Origin of the sequence: Buttiauxella sp. JUb87, from assembly GCF_004361975.1 — a bacterium.
In the GTDB taxonomy this organism is placed as follows: domain Bacteria; phylum Pseudomonadota; class Gammaproteobacteria; order Enterobacterales; family Enterobacteriaceae; genus Buttiauxella; species Buttiauxella ferragutiae.
On sequence record NZ_SNVY01000013.1, the window covers coordinates 21,998 to 39,575 of the forward strand.

Here is a 17,578-nt window from a genome sequence, read left to right on the forward strand (position 1 = left end):
CTTATTTAACCTGTTTCAGAACATCTGAAGTGATGTCTTTTACACTGCTGCCTGCATAAGCAACGGTGTTAGTATCCAGAACTACGTCGTAGCCTTTGTCGTCAGCAACTTTCTTCACTGCGCTCTGAATACGAGTAACCAGTTTACCACGTTCTTCGTTAGAACGACGGTTACGGTCTTGTTCAAAAGCTTGAGCTTTGGTCTGGAACTGCTGGCGCTGAGCCATCAGATCTTTTTCCATTTTGCTACGGTCAGCAGCTTTCATGGTAGAACCATCACGTTGCAGCTTTTGCATTTTGGATTGCAGATCGCCTTCCATATTCTGCAACTCGCTCGCGCGGCCTTTGAACTCGTTTTCCAAAGTTTTGGACACACCGGTGCTCTGTGCAACCTGTTGGAACAGATTACCCATGTTCACTACAGCAATGCTGTCAGCTGCTTGAACACTGGCTGATGCAGCCATAGCGAGGCCAAGACCTGCGGCAAATAACCACTTTTTCACAATTAACTCCTTACCATCCCGTATGTGTCCTGAGACACTCTTTTTGCGAGTGCCAGTTCTGCATTTAGCGAACTGGCATCAACGCGACACTGCTTACTCGCATTCCTTTGCGCAAAACAATTACCAGGTTTTACCAATGTTAAACTGGAATTGTTCCGCTTTGTCACCTTCATATTTCTTGAACGGTTGGGCATAAGAGAATACCAACGGCCCTAATGGTGACATCCATTGCAATGCTATACCTGCTGACATACGAATATTGCTTGGGTCACTGTAATCAGGAATCCCATCAGCAGAATACTTCTCATTATCCCAGTTTGTATCCCAAACGGTACCCATGTCCATGAACAAGGAAGTACGAACTGAGTTCGCGTACTTATCGCTCAGGAATGGTGTTGGCGTGATAAGTTCTAAACTTGCCACAGCCATTGCGTTACCACCGACTGCATCGTCGGATGAGCAATACCCGTTAGGCTGGTCGCAATTATCATTTCCAGGACCACCAATATAGACCGCTTTCGGACCAATGTTGTTGGACTGGAAGCCACGGACTGTACTGGAACCACCGGCATAGAAGTTTTCATAGAACGGCATTTCTTTGCCGCCCAGGCCATCACCGTAACCAATACGAGCACGGCCTAACATTACCCAGGTATGATCATCATCAATTGGGAAGTAGCTTGCTGTATCAAACGTGACTTTGTAGAACTCGTTGTCAGAACCTGGTACGGTCACTTTACCGTTCAGGTTCACACGTGAACCTTCCGTTGGGAAGTAACCACGGTCAAGTTTGTTATACGTCCAGCCATAGTTCAGCGTGAAGTCATCTGCCGCAAAACCATTATCAGTCGACGTAGTACCCGCTGATTGACCCATTGAATCCAGGTAACGCCACATCGCAACCTGCGGCTGCATGTTGGACAGGTCGTTGTGTACATAACCTACACCAAGACGCAACGTGTTGTTTTCATTAACCGGGAAACCAAGGGTTCCATCCACACCATAACTTTTGTTGGTGTAGTCAGAAAGGTCCGCGTCATCTGCTTTAAAGTCGTTGTAGAAGACACGACCGCCAAGGCTCACACCATCAACTGTAAAGTACGGGTCGGTTAAGGACAATTCCGCATATGTCTGATAATCGTTTTTGGTCCCGTTGATACCGACAGAATAACCCGTTCCAAGCCAGTTATCCTGCTGGACACCCACCTGGAAGCTGATACCACTTTCAGTACCGTAACCGATACCAAAGTTGAAGCTACCGGTATTACGCTCCTTAACTTTGTAAACCACATCAACCTGGTCAGGGCTACCTGACACACGCTGCGTGTCGACATCTACAGTTTCGAAGTATCCCAGACGGTTCAGACGTTCTTTGCCTGAGTCGACAAGGTCACTACCCAGCCACGTTCCTTCCATTTGGCGCATTTCGCGACGCAGGACAGAATCTTTACTGGTGTCGTTACCTTCAAAGCGAATTTTACGTACGTAGTAACGGTTACCTGAATCAACGTTAACATGCAGTTTAACGGTCTTGTCTGCATCATTGATTTCAGGTTGTGTTTGCACGCGCGGATAGGCGTAACCATAACGACCCAACAATTTCTTGATGTCGTCTTCCATTTTGGTCACTTTAGTGCCGTTATAAAGCTCGCCCGGCTTGAGCTTAGTCAGCGTTTCAATTTCTGCTGAGTGCCCTGCCAGATTACCGCTCACCGTCACGCCAGCAATCTTATACTGATCACCTTCTGTCACGTTGATGGTAACGTAAATGCTTTTCTTATCAGGCGTCAGGCTGACCTGGGTAGAATCGATGTTAAAGCGTGCATAACCACGATCCAGGTAGTAACTGCGCAGTGTTTCGAGATCACCAGCAAGCTTCTGCTTCTGATATTTACGATCGCCCACCACGTTCCACCACGGTACCTCATCACGCAACTGGAAGTGCGAAATGAGCTCGTCAGTAGTAAACGCATGGTTGCCCACAATGTTGATTTGCTGAATTTTGGCGGAAACGCCTTCCTGGAATACCAGTTTCAGGTCAACACGGTTACGCGGCAGTGGCGTAACAACGGCTTTCACGCTGGCACTGTATTTACCAACGCTGTAATAGAAATCTTCCAGCCCTTTTTCAATATCGGCCAGGGTTGTTCTGTCCAATGACTCACCGACACGCACGCTAGAAGCCTCGAGGTTCTGTTTAAGCATGTCGTCCTTCACGGACTTGTTACCAGAGAAAGTAATACTCGCGATTGTCGGGCGTTCTTTCACCTGTACAACCAACGTTTCACCATCACGCAGCACCCGGACATCTTCGAAGTTCCCGGTAGCAAAAAGTGAACGGATAGTATTACTGATATCCTCGTCAGAGACAGTATCGCCTACGCGAACCGGCATGCTGAGGAGGGCCGCACCGACGGCGACTCGCTGCAGGCCTTCGAAATGAATATCCTTCACCACGAACCCGTCTGCACCGTATACGGTGGCGCTGCTAAACAGCAGCGACGCTATGAGCAACTTTTTCATCGCCATCGTTGTTATGCGTTCTTCCTAACCTAATTCTCTCTAAAACCGAGAGAAATCATTGAAAAGTGCAAGCCCCATCAACAGCACCAGCAATATAGAGCCAATGCGGTAACTAAAGTCTTGAACTCGCTCGGAAACCGGCCCACCTTTCAGTTTCTCAATCGCCAAAAAGAGCAGATGCCCCCCGTCCAGGACGGGTAACGGAAACAGGTTGATAATCCCCAGATTGACGCTAATCAGCGCCAGGAACATCAGATAGTAAATCAACCCAGATTCCGCTGACATACCAGCCCCTTGAGCTATGGAGATTGGCCCACTGAGGTTATTCAGCTTGATGTCACCGGTTATTAATTTTCCCAGCATATTGACCGTAAGCTTCATCAGTTGCCAGGTTTTATCCGTGGCTTCCGCAACAGCCGCAAACGGCCCATACTGGCGTACTGTTTTATACTCATCCGGTAGCGGGATAACCTTTGGAACCACACCCGCAAACCCTTCAGCCTTCGCTTTACCCGGTTTTGTATCCGGTATCAACGTTAAAGACAAGAGCGCCCCTTGTCTTTCTATTTCTAGCTCCAGTGGCTGACCTGGATTGTCACGCACCTGACTAACAAATTCTGTCCACTGAGTCAGTGCCGCACCGTTGACTTTAGCGATCCTGTCTCCAGCTTGCAAACCCGCTTTTTCCGCTGCGGAATTTGGCTGTACTTCCTGTAGTACTGTCTCAATCTGCGGACGACGTGGTTCGATACCTAAAGAAGTGATCGGATTCTGCTTCTCTGGGTCAAATTGCCAGTGGCGCAAATCGAGCGTTTTTTCACTTTTCAGATTCGAGCCCAACGGTGCCGTCGTCATCTTGACGCTGTCATCGCCAATTTTGCCCATTAACGCAAGTTGAACTGATTCCCAATCAGGCGTTTCGATACCATCTATCGCTTTAAGTTCCGTGCCTTGTGCAATTTGTGCTTCGGCCGCTATCGAGTTGGGCATAACTTCGCCAACAATCGGACGAACACCGGGCACACCAATGATAAACACAAGCCAATAAGCAAACACAGCGAAGATAAAGTTAGCAATCGGACCGGCAGCAATAATTGCTGCTCGTTGAGAAACAGTTTTGTTATTGAAAGCCTGATGGCGCAGTTCCGGGCTAACCGGCTCAACACGTTCATCAAGCATTTTGACGTAGCCGCCAAGAGGGATTAGGGCAATGACAAATTCGGTACCATGACGGTCAGTGCGACGCCAGAGCGCTTTACCAAAACCAATGGAAAAACGCTCTACTTTTACGCCGCAGCGACGAGCAACCCAAAAATGGCCGAACTCATGCACGGTAATTAACACACCCAGTGCAACGATAAATGCAGCCAAATTCCAGAGTAAGCTCAGCATATAACCTTCCGTTAAATCGTCCTGAATACCAGCAATAACAGACAGGCAAATACCGGTACTGCTGCTGTAAGGCTATCAATGCGGTCAAGGATACCACCATGACCGGGGATCAGGTGACCGCTATCTTTAATCCCAGCTTCGCGCTTAAACATGCTTTCGGTTAAGTCACCAAGAACTGAAGCCAGAGCCGCAACGACCGAACAGGTCAACAGGATAGCCGGTGACACATCCAGGTTCGCCCACATGCCGAACAGCACTGAGATAATCGCAGAAGTGAACAAGCCACCGAAGAAGCCCTGCCATGTTTTGCCAGGCGATACTTTCGGAGCTAGTTTATGTTTGCCAAACATTTTGCCAAACATATACGCTCCGGAGTCCGCGCCCCAGACCAGTACCATTACATACAACAGCCAGATTGAACCGGTGTAGTGGTTGATATCGTAATGCCAGTTACGCAGTACAATCATGCCCCAGAAAAACGGCACGATCGTCAGCACACCAAATACTAAACGCAGTGTTTTTGAATTACGCCAAATGGATGCAGAGCCCGGATAGAACAACACCAGTAGCAGTGCCGCAAACCACCAGGCAAGCGATGCCCAAAGTGACGCCTCAATGAGCGGAATATGGACCGTACGCTGGTATTCGGGCAATGCAAACAACATCAGCGCCAATAACAGGCCGCACAGCACAGCAAGCCATACTCGTTGAGAGCGTGCTTTAAAGCCTGCCAGTTGCCCCCATTCCCAGGCGGCGAGCATGCAGACCACCAGAGTGGTAATAGCAAATCCTACGGGTGGGAGCCAAAATAGCGCGGCTATAACCACCGGGATTAAAATAAACGCAGAAAGCAGGCGATACTTCAGCAAAGGTGACCCCCAACAGGCTTACTCACTACCAGGTGCCGTGCCGCCAAAACGACGCTCTCGATTTGCAAAAGCATGTAGTGCACCTTCAAAGTCTTGTTCATCGAAATCAGGCCAAAGAACATCAGTGAAATAAAGTTCTGCATAGGCAATCTGCCAAATCAGAAAGTTACTGATACGATGCTCTCCCCCTGTCCTAATTACTAAATCTACGGGAGCCAGTTCATTCATGCAGATTTGCTGACTCAGCATCTCTTCATCAATCTGGTCTGGGCGCAATAAGCCTTCCTGTACCTGTTCGGCAAGATGCCGCACTCCCTGAATAATATCCCAACGTCCGCCATAATTCGCGGCAATGTTGAGAGTTAAACCGGTATTGGCACTGGTGAGGGCTTCGGCTTTGTTAATACGTTCTTGCAGGCGAGCATTGAATCGACTGGTATCACCAATAATCCGCAGACGAACATTGTGTCGATGTAAACTTTTGACTTCACTGTCTAAAGCCCACACGAACAATTCCATCAACGCGCTGACTTCTTGAGCAGGGCGATTCCAGTTTTCACTACTGAAGGCATAAAGTGTTAGCGCATCAATACCGTTGTTTGCTGCAAAACTCACAGCCCGCCGTACTGATTTCGCACCCGCTTTATGGCCGGAAATCCTCATCTTCCCCTGTCGTTTAGCCCAACGTCCATTACCGTCCATAATGATGGCAACATGACGTGCGCCATGGTCAGATTGTGATTCGCTTAATTGTTGGTTTGCAGACAACATAAGACGTAATTATTCCCAGATAAGGATTAAGCGGTACTCAGAATGATTTCAGCTTTTACATAAAAAAGCCGTGCTATAACACGGCTTACCTATCTTTCAGTCAATAATTATCGACTGAAAGATGGCGCAGACTATATCACTGAAGCACAGAGCTAACAAATGGAGGCACATCAGCCGGATGAATAATCATCGGGAAGCGATACGTGTCACCAAATTTCGGGCAACTTCACGCGCTTTTGCGTCCACAGTAATCACATCTTCAACGCTCTTCGGTTCCGTCAAATCAACACTTTCCAACACGGCCCGATTCAGGGCTGCAATCTCGGTGAATCGCAGTTGTTCGCGTAAGAAGGCTTCAACAACCACTTCATTAGCCGCATTTAGTACTGTCGTTGCGGCCTGCCCCTGCTCAAACGCGTCCATCGCCAATTTCAGACAAGGATAGCGGTGATAGTCTGGTTCCATGAAGGTGAAAGTGCCAATTTTACAAAAATCGAGCGGCTCAACACCGGATATAACACGCTCCGGGAACGCCATTGCATGTGCGATTGGTGTGCGCATATCTGGCGCGCCCAATTGTGCCAATACACTGCCATCGCGATAGCGAACCATCGAATGGATAACCGACTGCGGATGTATCAGGACTTCCATTTGCTTCGCTGTTGCATTGAATAGCCAGCGAGCTTCAATATATTCGAGACCTTTATTCATCATGGTGGCTGAATCGACAGAGATTTTACGTCCCATCGACCAGTTCGGATGGCTACAAGCCTGGTCTGGCGTCATTGCAGCCAAGTCGCCTAAAGGCGTCTCACGGAACGGGCCACCTGACCCAGTAAGAATAATGGACGAAACGCCATTACTCTCAAGTTCAGCGTACCCGAGGTTTTGCTGGATTGGTTCCGGCAAACTCTGAAAAATTGCGTTGTGTTCACTGTCGATAGGTAGCAACTGGGCTTTACTGCGTTGAACGGCGTCCATAAATAGACGACCACAAGTCACTAACGACTCTTTGTTTGCCAGTAAAACTTGCTTGCCTGCAGCGATAGCTGCAAGTGTTGGTAACAACCCCGCAGCACCAACAATCGCGGCCATAATCTGATTAACTTCATCCAGCGCGGCCATTTCGCAAGCCGCTTGCTGCCCTGCCAGGACTTCGGTGCGACTCCCATGCTCTTTTAACAGGCGACGTAACTCACCGGCAGACTTCTCATCATCCATCACTGCCCATTTTGGCTGGAACTCCAGGCACTGCTCGGCCATACGCGCGACATTTTTCCCGGCAACTAATGCCGTGACGGAAAACTTCTCAGGATTATGACGAACAACGCTAAGGGTACTGGTACCGATAGACCCGGTAGAGCCAAGAATGGTCAGTTGCTTCATAAGACGCTCTGGAATTTTAGAATTAATAATAGTTTGCCGCGACACAGAGAGATTGCCGACACTTTCGCGTGAAAAACAAAACGCCGTAAACAATGACTGCAACGTTAGCCACAGCCTGTATACGGCGTTTGATCCGTCATCTCAACGGATTAGAACTGCATCAACTCAGCTTCTTTCTCAGCAAGCGCAGCATCTACTTTTTTGATAGCAGCATCAGTCATTTTCTGAACGTCATCCTGTGAACGACGATCGTCATCTTCACTGATTTCTTTATCTTTCAGCAGCGCTTTAACTTTGTCGTTAGCATCACGGCGAACGTTACGAACCGCAACGCGCGCGCCTTCAGCTTCGCCACGTACAATTTTGATCAGGTCTTTACGACGTTCTTCAGTCAGTGCTGGTAGTGGAACACGAATGTCGGTACCGGCAGAGCTTGGGTTCAGACCGAGGTCGGAAGTCATGATCGCTTTCTCAACGGCCTGGCTCAGAGAGCGGTCAAACACGTTGATCTTCAGTGTACGAGAATCTTCAACCGTTACACTTGCCAGTTGGCGCAGTGGAGTTGGTGTTCCGTAATACTCCACAATGATACCGTCCAGCAGAGATGGAGAGGCGCGACCGGTGCGGATTTTACTGATTTGAGTTTTGAATGCTTCTACGCATTTTTCCATACGCACTTCGGCATCTTTTCTGATATCACTTATCACGTTACGAATCCTTGAAAACTGGTTTAGGGCAGACCACACTTCACGCTGCGATGCAGACGCTGCGAGCTAAGTATAGCCCTGTTTATTCATGGCGCCCGTTGGGGTTGCCTGCTACTCAATTAATCAGAGTAAGTGAAATCGAATCTTACCCTGATTTATCATCGACTGAAATTATTCAGTGATTAAAGTGCCTTCTTTTTCGCCCATCACAACACGGCGAAGCGCACCAGGTTTGTTCATGTTGAAAACACGAATCGGGATTTTGTGATCGCGTGCGAGGGTAAACGCCGCCAGGTCCATCACTTTCAGTTCTTTTTCCAGTACTTCGGTATAGGTCAATTGCTCACAAAGCGTAGCGGTAGGATCTTGAACCGGATCTGCGGTAAACACGCCATCAACTTTTGTCGCTTTCAATACGACGTCAGCTTCAATTTCAATACCGCGTAAACACGCTGCAGAGTCAGTGGTAAAGAACGGGTTGCCAGTACCGGCAGCCAGGATAACTACGCGGTTATTACGCAGCAGGCTGATGGCTTCTGCCCAGCTGTAGTTATCACACACGCCATTCAATGGAATAGCTGACATCAAGCGGGCGTTCACATAGGCGCGATGAAGCGCATCACGCATTGCCAGGCCGTTCATGACGGTGGCCAACATGCCCATGTGGTCGCCCACAACACGGTTCATACCGGCTTTTGCCAGGCCCGCACCGCGGAATAAGTTGCCACCACCAATCACCACCCCGACCTGAATGCCCAATTCAACCAGCTCTTTAATTTCCTGAGCCATACGATCAAGGATGCTTGCATCAATACCGAAGCCTTCGGTACCTTGCAGCGCTTCGCCGCTTAGCTTGAGCAGAATGCGTTTGTAGACAGGTTTTGCATTGGTAGCCATGATTCTTTCCTGGGAACAGTCAACGAATGGGGATGGTAAATTCAGGCGACATAATGTCGCATATCAGTAAGATCTGTATCAGAGCAGACTGATTTTTAAAGGCAGATATAAAGGAGCCGCCAATTGGCGGCTCCTTTAAAAATTAAGACTGCTTAGACATTGCAGCAACTTCTGCTGCGAAGTCAGTCTCAACTTTCTGGATGCCTTCGCCCACTTCAAAGCGGATGAAGCCAGTCACGTCAGCATTGTGCTCTTTCAGCAACTGAGCAACAGTTTTGCTTGGGTCGATTACGAAAGGCTGACCAGTCAGAGAAACTTCGCCGGTGAATTTCTTCATGCGGCCTTCAACCATTTTCTCTGCGATTTCTTTCGGCTTACCAGACTGCATAGCGATGTCCAGCTGAACCTGGTACTCTTTCTCAACCACGTCAGCAGACACATCTTCTGGCTTAACGAATTCTGGCTTGCTTGCAGCAACGTGCATAGCAATTTGCTTAACCAGTTCTTCGTCAGCGCCTTTAGCTGCAACAACAACACCGATGCGAGCACCGTGCAGGTAGCTACCCAGAACGTCGCCTTCCAGAACAGCAACACGACGAACGTTGATGTTCTCACCGATTTTAGCAACCAGTGCAACACGCTCTTCTTCGAATTGTGCTTTCAGCACTTCGATGTCAGTTACTTTGCCTGCAGCAGCAGCGTCCAGCACTTTGTCAGCAAATGCCTGGAAACCACCATCTTTAGCAACGAAGTCAGTCTGGCAGTTAACTTCCAGAATCACAGCATAGCCGTCAGCAATCTTAGTTTTGATCACGCCGTCAGCAGCAACGTTGCCTGCTTTCTTAGCCGCTTTGATCGCACCAGACTTACGCATGTTTTCGATTGCCAGCTCAATGTCGCCATTAGCTTCAGTCAGTGACTTTTTGCAATCCATCATGCCTGCGCCAGTACGCTCACGCAGTTCTTTTACCAGAGCAGCAGTAATATCAGCCATTCTAAAATCCTCGGTTATCTCGTAGAGAGAGATAAGCCCTGGTCCACGGAACAGACGAACCCTGGCTCAAAATAAAAAGGGGGCCTGTGCAGGCCCCCTAACCAAACTATTCAATATACCCATAATCTTTCAAGCCACAGGGGCGTTGGCTGTACTCACTCACCCAGTCACTTACCTAAGTAAGCTCCTGGGGATTCTTGAGTTTGCCGTCTACCTGCAACTCGAAATCTAAAGGGTATACCTGGTTAATAAGAGCTCAAATAAGAGCGAACCTTATTATTCAGCTTCTACGAAGCTTTCTTCTGCCTGAGAAGCCAGATCCTGAGAACGGCCTTCACGAACGGTAGCAGCTACAGCACCCAGGTACAGGGTTACAGCACGGATTGCATCGTCGTTACCAGGGATAACGAAATCAACGCCATCTGGATCAGAGTTAGTATCAACGATAGAGAATACTGGGATACCCAGGTTATTCGCTTCTTTGATTGCAATGTGTTCGTGATCGGCGTCGATTACAAACAGTGCATCCGGCAAGCCGCCCATGTCTTTGATACCGCCGAGGCTGTTTTCTAACTTAATCAGCTCACGGGTACGCATCAGCGCTTCTTTCTTGGTCAGTTTGTCGAAGGTACCGTCCTGAGACTGGATTTCCAGGTCTTTCAGACGTTTGATGGACTGACGAACGGTTTTCCAGTTAGTCAGCATACCGCCCAACCAGCGATGGTTCACGAAGAACTGATCGCAGCTCAGAGCAGCTTCTTTTACTGGTTCGCTTGCTGCGCGCTTAGTACCAACGAAAAGGATTTTGCCTTTACGAGAAGAAATCTTGCTCAGTTCAGCCAAAGCTTCGTTGAACATAGGTACAGTTTTTTCAAGGTTGATGATGTGAACTTTGTTACGAGCGCCGAAGATGAAAGGCTTCATTTTCGGGTTCCAGTAACGGGTTTGGTGACCGAAGTGAACACCAGCCTTGAGCATGTCGCGCATGGAAACAGTTGCCATGATTAAAACCTCTATATAGTGATTGGGGTTAAGCCTCCACGTATCCCATATTACCGACCCCAAAGGGCACCCCGGAATATGTGTCGATACGTGTGTGTTATTTACACAAAGTGAGAGTGTTGGCTGTATCCGAAAAATCGGAATACAAGTCCGGCGCGCTTTATACCATAAAACAGACTCAGACACCAATAGTTGTTGGCAGATAGTGCGCGCAAGGATTCTCAATTTGGCACCGATCGCCTGCCCTGATAACATTGCTATACACTTGCTCAATTATTGTCGATATTGACGACACCTGCGGATCGAATTAATGGCTATCTCAATTAAAACCCCTGAAGAAATTGCAAAAATGCGCGTTGCGGGCAGGCTTGCCGCTGAAGTGCTGGAAATGATTGAACCTCACGTGCGGCCTGGTGTTAGCACTGGTGAGTTGGATCGTATTTGCAACGATTACATCGTTAACAACCAACAGGCTATTTCAGCGTGTTTGGGTTACCACGGCTTCCCAAAATCCGTGTGCATCTCCATCAACGAAGTGGTATGCCACGGTATCCCTGATGACACTAAAATTTTGAAAGATGGCGACATCGTCAACATCGACGTCACTGTCATCAAAGATGAATACCACGGCGATACCTCAAAAATGTTCCTCGTGGGCAAACCAACCATCCTTGGTGAGCGTCTGTGTCGTATCACGCAAGAAAGCCTGTATTTGTCTCTGCGCATGGTAAAACCAGGCATTCGCCTGCGTACCCTCGGTGCGGCAATTCAGAAGTTCGTTGAAGCAGAAGGTTTTTCTGTAGTACGTGAATACTGTGGACACGGTATTGGTCGCGTATTCCACGAAGAACCACAAGTGCTGCATTATGATGCTGACGACGGCGGCGTAGTACTGCAACCGGGTATGACGTTCACCATCGAGCCGATGGTGAACTCCGGTGATTACCGCATTCGCACCATGAAAGACGGTTGGACGGTGAAAACCAAAGATCGCAGCTTGTCTGCACAATACGAGCATACTATTGTGGTGACAGATAACGGCTGCGAAATTCTCACTTTGCGTAAAGATGACACCATCCCAAGTGTGATTTCGCATAACGAGTGATTCGCCTGACGAAAGTCAGCGATCGAAGCCGGCTTATGCCGGCTTTTTTTATGGATGGCGACATGACCCAGAGTTTACCCGAGCAGTACGCGACCACAGTGCTTCCTGAGATTTCCGGGCAACCTGAATACCCCGTCAGTTGGCCAGATGCAGAGCTTGAATGCAGCCAGATAAAAGCCCGAATCGACCTCTTCCAGCAATGGCTGGGGCGCGCTTTTGATGACGGTATTTCAGCCGAAAAGTTAATGGATGCCCGCACCGAATTTATCGATCAACTGCTACAGCGGTTGTGGCTGAAATATGACTTTGGCGATGTTGCCGAAACGGCTCTGGTCGCGGTTGGGGGATACGGACGCGGGGAGCTACATCCTCTTTCCGACATTGACTTACTGATTCTCAGCCGTAAGCGTCTGACCGAATCTCAAGCCCAGAAAATCGGCGAGCTGCTAACGCTATTGTGGGATGTGAAACTGGAAGTCGGCCACAGCGTGCGTACGCTTGAAGAGTGTTTACTCGAAGGTTTGTCAGATTTAACCGTCGCCACTAACTTGATTGAATCGCGCTTGCTGATTGGCGATGTCGCTCTGTTTCTCGAACTTCAAAAACACATTTTTAGCGATGGTTTTTGGCCATCGGCGAAATTCTTTGCCGCCAAAATTGACGAGCAAAACGAACGTCATCAACGTTATCACGGTACCAGTTATAACCTCGAGCCAGATATCAAAAGTAGCCCCGGTGGCCTGCGCGACATCCATACCCTGCAATGGGTTGCCCGTCGCCACTTTGGCGCAACGTCATTAAGTGAAATGGTCGGATTTGGCTTTTTAACCGAAGCGGAACGAAATGAACTCGACGAATGTCAGCATCTGTTATGGCGCATCCGTTTTGCACTGCATCTTGAAGTGAATCGCTACGACAACCGCTTATTGTTCGACCGCCAGCTCAGCGTCGCCCAACGCCTGAATTACACCGGTGAAGGTAATGAGCCAGTCGAGCGCATGATGAAAGATTTTTATCGCGTGACCCGACGTGTGGGTGAGCTTAACCAGATGCTATTGCAGCTTTTTGACGAAGCGATTCTTGCCCTGGATGCCAGCGAAAAACCTCGCCCGCTTGATGATGACTTCCAGCTGCGCGGAACACTGATTGATTTGCGTGACGAAACACTGTTTATGCGCGAGCCACAGGCCATTCTGCGCATGTTTTACACGATGGTACGCAATCGGGACATCACCGGAATTTATTCGACTACCCTGCGCCATTTACGTCATGCACGTCGCCATCTCAAACAGCCTCTTTGCTACATTCCTGAGGCGCGTGAACTGTTTCTGGTTATCCTGCGCCACCCTGGTGCCGTTAGCCGCGCATTATTACCGATGCACCGCCACAGCGTGTTGTGGGCTTATATGCCACAGTGGTCGCATATCGTCGGCCAGATGCAGTTTGACCTATTCCACGCTTATACCGTTGATGAACATACTATTCGTGTGCTGCTAAAACTGGAGAGTTTCGCCAAAGAAGAGACTCGCTCGAAACATCCTTTATGTGTGGATCTGTGGCCACGCCTGGCGCATCCGGAACTTATTCTGATCGCAGCCCTGTTCCACGATATCGCCAAAGGCCGTGGCGGAGATCACTCGGTGCTCGGCGCGCAGGACATTGTAAAATTTGCGGAACTTCACGGGCTGAACTCGCGTGAAACACAGTTAGTCGCATGGCTGGTACGCCAGCATTTGCTGATGTCGGTAACGGCACAACGCCGCGATATTCAGGATCCAGAAGTGATTAAGCAGTTCGCTGAAGAGGTACAGACTGAAAACCGCCTGCGCTATTTGGTTTGCCTGACCGTTGCCGATATTTGCGCGACTAACGAAACCTTATGGAACAGCTGGAAACAAAGCTTGCTACGTGAACTGTACTTCGCGACCGAAAAACAGCTACGCCGCGGGATGCAGAACAGCCCGGATATGCGCGAACGTGTGCGCCATCATCAATTACAGGCGCTGGCATTGTTGCGTATGGACAACATCAACGAAGAAGCCCTGCATAATATCTGGCGCCGTTGCCGGGCAAACTATTTCGTCCGCCATACACCAAACCAAATTGCCTGGCATGCGCGCCATTTACTGAAACACGATCTCAGCAAGCCGATGATTTTACTCAGCCCGCAGGCAACTCGCGGTGGCACCGAAATTTTCATCTGGAGCCCTGACCGCCCTCACCTGTTTGCTGCGGTTTGCGCGGAGTTAGACCGGCGTAACCTTAGTGTTCACGACGCGCAAATCTTTACCACCCGCGACGGAATGGCGATGGATACCTTTATTGTACTGGAGCCAGACGGCAGCCCGCTTTCCGCCGACAGGCACGAGCTTATTTGCCACAGCCTGGAACAAGCCATCACGCAAGCCAGCTGGCAGCCACCACAACCCCGGCGCCAGTCGGCAAAACTGCGCCATTTTACTGTCGATACTGAGGTGAATTTCCTGCCGACACACACCGACAGACGCACATTCCTGGAGCTGATTGCTTTAGATCAGCCAGGTTTGCTGGCAAGGGTTGGGGAAGTATTTGCCGATCTCGGGATCTCGCTTTATGGCGCAAGAATCACGACAATTGGTGAGCGAGTAGAAGATTTATTTATAATAGCCACTGCCGACCGGCGTGCTCTTAATGATGAGTTACAACAGGAAGTACAGCAACGGTTGACAGCGGCCCTTAATCCCAACGATAAATAACAGTCTTTTTTAATTCAGCTACGATCAGGAAAATTTTAATGCAGCAGCTACAAAATATCATTGAAACCGCTTTCGAGCGCCGCGCCGAAATCACTCCGGCAAATGCAGATACCGTGACTCGTGAAGCGGTAAACCAGGTCATCTCCCTGCTCGACAGCGGTGCGCTGCGCGTTGCCGAAAAAATTGATGGCCAGTGGGTTACCCACCAGTGGCTCAAAAAAGCCGTTCTGCTCTCTTTCCGTATCAATGACAACCAGGTTATTGATGGCGCAGAAAGCCGCTACTTCGACAAAGTGCCGATGAAATTCGCCAACTATGACGAAGCACGCTTCCAGAAAGAAGGTTTCCGCGTTGTGCCACCAGCGGCAGTACGCCAGGGCGCATTCATCGCGCGCAATACCGTTCTGATGCCTTCTTACGTCAACATCGGCGCATACGTTGATGAAGGCTCGATGGTTGATACCTGGGCGACCGTAGGTTCTTGCGCGCAGATTGGTAAAAACGTACACCTGTCTGGTGGCGTGGGAATTGGTGGTGTTCTGGAACCACTGCAGGCTAACCCAACCATTATCGAAGATAACTGCTTTATCGGCGCGCGTTCAGAAGTTGTGGAAGGCGTTATCGTTGAAGAAGGTTCTGTCATTTCCATGGGCGTTTACATCGGTCAAAGCACGCGTATTTATGACCGTGAAACGGGTGAAGTGCATTATGGCCGCGTACCAGCAGGCTCCGTAGTTGTTTCCGGTAACCTGCCATCCAAAGATGGTAAGTACAGCTTGTACTGCGCGGTTATCGTGAAAAAAGTAGACGCCAAAACCCGCGGTAAAGTGGGCATCAACGAACTGCTTCGCACTATCGACTAAATATAAATGTTCAAAAGGCGGGGCGACTCGCCTTTTTTGCATCCGGGACTGGCGGAAAGGGAATTTTCCGTTGATTATCTATAGGTTAATGATATCGAAAAGGTAACACTATGTACGATAACTTGAAAAGTCTGGGTATTACCAATCCTGATGAAATCGATCGTTATAGCCTCCGGCAGGAAGCCAACAACGATATCCTGAAAATCTATTTCCAGAAGGATAAAGGCGAGTTTTTTGCTAAAAGCGTGAAGTTTAAATACCCACGCCAGCGTAAAACTGTCGTTGCCGATGGCGTTGGCCAGGGCTACAAAGAAGTACAGGAAATCAGCCCGAACTTGCGTTATGTGATTGATGAACTGGATCAACTGTGTCAGCGCGATCGCACAGAAGTCGATCTGAAACGCAAAATTCTCGACGATCTCCGCCATCTGGAGTCTGTGGTTGCTCATAAGATCAGTGAAATTGAATCCGATCTCGATAAGCTAACCCGCGGTAAATAAAGTCCTGCGTATGCCACGAGTGGATGACACAACGTCATCCACTCTATTTCATCTCTGTTCGTCCAGTTGCAACGCCACATACAGCAACAACCGGTCGTCAAAATTCCCTAAGTCCAAACCCGTTAATTCGGAAATGCGATTTAACCGATATTCAAGCGTATTACGATGAATAAACAACGCTTTAGATGTCGCCAGCGGCTGCACGTTATGACGAAACCATGCGCTAAGCGTGCGGCGTAATAACCCATTGTTATCCATTGATTTCAGACGAGCCAACGGACGAGCCAGTTCGTTCGCCTGCCAACCGCCACGCAAACTATCCAACAGCACCGGCAACATCAAATCCTGATAAAAATAGCCACGGCTTTCCGGCATACGCTGTTTACCAACTATCATGGTGGTGCGAGCGGTACGATACGAACGTGCGATGCTGCCAGGACCGGTAAAATAGTTGCCCAATGCAACGCGAAAACGCAGCTGACCGTTTTCTTTCATGCGGCTAATCAACTGTTCAACGCGTTTGCGATGATCTTCTGCATCCCAACGGCCAAACTGGTTAAGTGCCGGTTTCAGCACGACCATTTCGGTTAACGACACAATAGCAATCAGGTTATTTCTCTCAGGTGTCGTCAGCGCAGTTTGCAGTTGTTGCAACTCTTCCATGGCACTGTCCACGCCAAGCTGACCGCTGTCGACTTCCACCACGGCAACCACTCGAGGCTGATTCAGGTCAATCCCCAAACGCTGCGCCCATTCACTCAACGCGGGCGTATGCTCTTCCGCCTGGATCAAATTCATCACCAACTCTTCGCGTAAACGGCTGTCTTGCGCCAGCAGGTGCATCAAACGAGATTGTTCAAGCATCATCTCGGCTGTCATACACACCAACTCGCCGTACTTACGCAACGAGCCCGGTTCCCCCGTCAAACCAATTACACCAACGATTTCACCATCGATACGCAAAGGCAGGTTAATGCCCTGACGCACGCCGTGAAGATGCCGGGCTACTGCGTCATCAATATCGACAACACGTCCCTGAGAGAGCACAAGCAACGCACCTTCATGCAGTTCACCAATACGTTCTTTATCACCGCTACCAATAATCCGCCCACGCGCATCCATCACGTTGATGTTGGTATCAATGATGGTCATGGTGCGCGCCACAATGTCCTGCGCCATTTTGGTATCAAGATGCCAGCCAGCCATGCTTCCTCCTGAATCGTGCTAATGGCCTAGCATAGGCGAGATGAATCGCCCCAGCATTGTGCAAATGCACAAAGCACAAAGGAAGAGTATGGAGTTGTGGAAAGGCTCACAAAAAAGGGCCGCATA

15 protein-coding genes are annotated in these 17,578 nt (G+C 49.2%); 4 read left to right on the plus strand and 11 right to left on the minus strand.

The genetic code is table 11. The features are described from left to right. Position 1 precedes the first annotated feature (1 nt). The 10 genes from skp to rpsB form a co-directional block, all read right to left on the minus strand. Positions 2-502, minus strand: coding sequence for a molecular chaperone Skp (gene skp / locus EC843_RS22955; protein ID WP_064539772.1), 501 nt, complete (start codon positions 500-502; stop codon positions 2-4). A gap of 120 nt (positions 503-622) precedes the next feature. Further along, entirely contained in the window at positions 623-3,031 is a 2,409-nt protein-coding gene (gene bamA, locus EC843_RS22960; protein WP_064539774.1) for an outer membrane protein assembly factor BamA, read from the minus strand. Positions 3,032-3,064: 33 nt separating this feature from the next. Then, positions 3,065-4,417 carry a sigma E protease regulator RseP gene (rseP, locus tag EC843_RS22965; protein ID WP_133523113.1) on the minus strand — a complete coding sequence of 451 codons (1,353 nt, stop codon included), beginning with the start codon at positions 4,415-4,417 and terminating at the stop codon, positions 3,065-3,067. 11 nt (positions 4,418-4,428) lie between these two features. Continuing rightward, entirely contained in the window at positions 4,429-5,286 is an 858-nt protein-coding gene (gene cdsA / locus EC843_RS22970) for a phosphatidate cytidylyltransferase (RefSeq protein ID WP_064539778.1), read from the minus strand. A gap of 18 nt (positions 5,287-5,304) precedes the next feature. Then, on the minus strand, positions 5,305-6,057 hold the full coding sequence (gene ispU / locus EC843_RS22975; protein WP_064539780.1) for a (2E,6E)-farnesyl-diphosphate-specific ditrans,polycis-undecaprenyl-diphosphate synthase: 753 nt from the start codon (positions 6,055-6,057) through the stop codon (positions 5,305-5,307). Between the two features lie 186 nt (positions 6,058-6,243). Beyond that, positions 6,244-7,443, minus strand: coding sequence for a 1-deoxy-D-xylulose-5-phosphate reductoisomerase (gene ispC, locus EC843_RS22980; protein WP_133523114.1), 1,200 nt, complete (start codon positions 7,441-7,443; stop codon positions 6,244-6,246). Positions 7,444-7,592: 149 nt separating this feature from the next. Then, positions 7,593-8,150, minus strand: a complete 558-nt coding sequence (gene frr / locus EC843_RS22985; RefSeq protein ID WP_034460857.1) for a ribosome recycling factor — start codon at positions 8,148-8,150, stop codon at positions 7,593-7,595. Positions 8,151-8,321: 171 nt separating this feature from the next. After that, the gene (gene pyrH, locus EC843_RS22990) at positions 8,322-9,047 is read right to left on the minus strand and encodes a UMP kinase (RefSeq protein ID WP_064516322.1); all 726 of its coding nucleotides are present in this window, start codon (positions 9,045-9,047) and stop codon (positions 8,322-8,324) included. A 142-nt stretch (positions 9,048-9,189) separates the two neighbouring features. Further along, positions 9,190-10,041: a translation elongation factor Ts gene (tsf, locus tag EC843_RS22995; RefSeq protein WP_064539782.1), complete on the minus strand. Its 852-nt coding sequence runs from the start codon at positions 10,039-10,041 to the stop codon at positions 9,190-9,192. A gap of 276 nt (positions 10,042-10,317) precedes the next feature. After that, the gene (rpsB, locus tag EC843_RS23000) at positions 10,318-11,043 is read right to left on the minus strand and encodes a 30S ribosomal protein S2 (protein WP_064516318.1); all 726 of its coding nucleotides are present in this window, start codon (positions 11,041-11,043) and stop codon (positions 10,318-10,320) included. A 310-nt stretch (positions 11,044-11,353) separates the two neighbouring features. On the opposite strand from rpsB, the gene map reads away from it, so the two are divergent. The 4 genes from map to EC843_RS23020 all read left to right on the plus strand — a co-directional run bounded on the left by map (position 11,354) and on the right by EC843_RS23020 (position 16,246). After that, complete coding sequence (gene map / locus EC843_RS23005) at positions 11,354-12,148, plus strand: type I methionyl aminopeptidase (protein ID WP_064539784.1); 795 nt, start codon at positions 11,354-11,356, stop codon at positions 12,146-12,148. A gap of 62 nt (positions 12,149-12,210) precedes the next feature. Next, positions 12,211-14,883 carry a bifunctional uridylyltransferase/uridylyl-removing protein GlnD gene (glnD, locus tag EC843_RS23010; RefSeq protein WP_064540234.1) on the plus strand — a complete coding sequence of 891 codons (2,673 nt, stop codon included), beginning with the start codon at positions 12,211-12,213 and terminating at the stop codon, positions 14,881-14,883. A gap of 38 nt (positions 14,884-14,921) precedes the next feature. Continuing rightward, entirely contained in the window at positions 14,922-15,746 is an 825-nt protein-coding gene (dapD, locus tag EC843_RS23015) for a 2,3,4,5-tetrahydropyridine-2,6-dicarboxylate N-succinyltransferase (RefSeq protein WP_064539786.1), read from the plus strand. A 110-nt stretch (positions 15,747-15,856) separates the two neighbouring features. After that, positions 15,857-16,246 carry a DUF3461 family protein gene (locus tag EC843_RS23020; protein WP_034493480.1) on the plus strand — a complete coding sequence of 130 codons (390 nt, stop codon included), beginning with the start codon at positions 15,857-15,859 and terminating at the stop codon, positions 16,244-16,246. A 48-nt stretch (positions 16,247-16,294) separates the two neighbouring features. Here EC843_RS23020 and cdaR read toward each other — a convergent pair whose 3' ends face one another. Then, a complete protein-coding gene (gene cdaR / locus EC843_RS23025) occupies positions 16,295-17,452 on the minus strand; it encodes a DNA-binding transcriptional regulator CdaR (protein WP_121814277.1) in 1,158 nt (385 codons plus the stop codon). Between the last annotated feature and the right edge of the window lie 126 nt (positions 17,453-17,578).

Excerpts from the sequence above, each read along its gene's own strand:
- bamA (WP_064539774.1), bottom strand. The coding sequence starts at position 3,031 with ATGGCGATGAAAAAGTTGCTCATAGCGTCGCTGCTGTTTAGCAGCGCC.
- rseP (WP_133523113.1), bottom strand. The coding sequence starts at position 4,417 with ATGCTGAGCTTACTCTGGAATTTGGCTGCATTTATCGTTGCACTGGGT.
- ispU (WP_064539780.1), bottom strand. The coding sequence starts at position 6,057 with ATGTTGTCTGCAAACCAACAATTAAGCGAATCACAATCTGACCATGGC.
- ispC (WP_133523114.1), bottom strand. The coding sequence starts at position 7,443 with ATGAAGCAACTGACCATTCTTGGCTCTACCGGGTCTATCGGTACCAGT.
- pyrH (WP_064516322.1), bottom strand. The coding sequence starts at position 9,047 with ATGGCTACCAATGCAAAACCTGTCTACAAACGCATTCTGCTCAAGCTA.
- tsf (WP_064539782.1), bottom strand. The coding sequence starts at position 10,041 with ATGGCTGATATTACTGCTGCTCTGGTAAAAGAACTGCGTGAGCGTACT.
- rpsB (WP_064516318.1), bottom strand. The coding sequence starts at position 11,043 with ATGGCAACTGTTTCCATGCGCGACATGCTCAAGGCTGGTGTTCACTTC.
- map (WP_064539784.1), top strand. The coding sequence starts at position 11,354 with ATGGCTATCTCAATTAAAACCCCTGAAGAAATTGCAAAAATGCGCGTT.
- glnD (WP_064540234.1), top strand. The coding sequence starts at position 12,211 with ATGACCCAGAGTTTACCCGAGCAGTACGCGACCACAGTGCTTCCTGAG.
- dapD (WP_064539786.1), top strand. The coding sequence starts at position 14,922 with ATGCAGCAGCTACAAAATATCATTGAAACCGCTTTCGAGCGCCGCGCC.
- EC843_RS23020 (WP_034493480.1), top strand. The coding sequence starts at position 15,857 with ATGTACGATAACTTGAAAAGTCTGGGTATTACCAATCCTGATGAAATC.
- cdaR (WP_121814277.1), bottom strand. The coding sequence starts at position 17,452 with ATGGCTGGCTGGCATCTTGATACCAAAATGGCGCAGGACATTGTGGCG.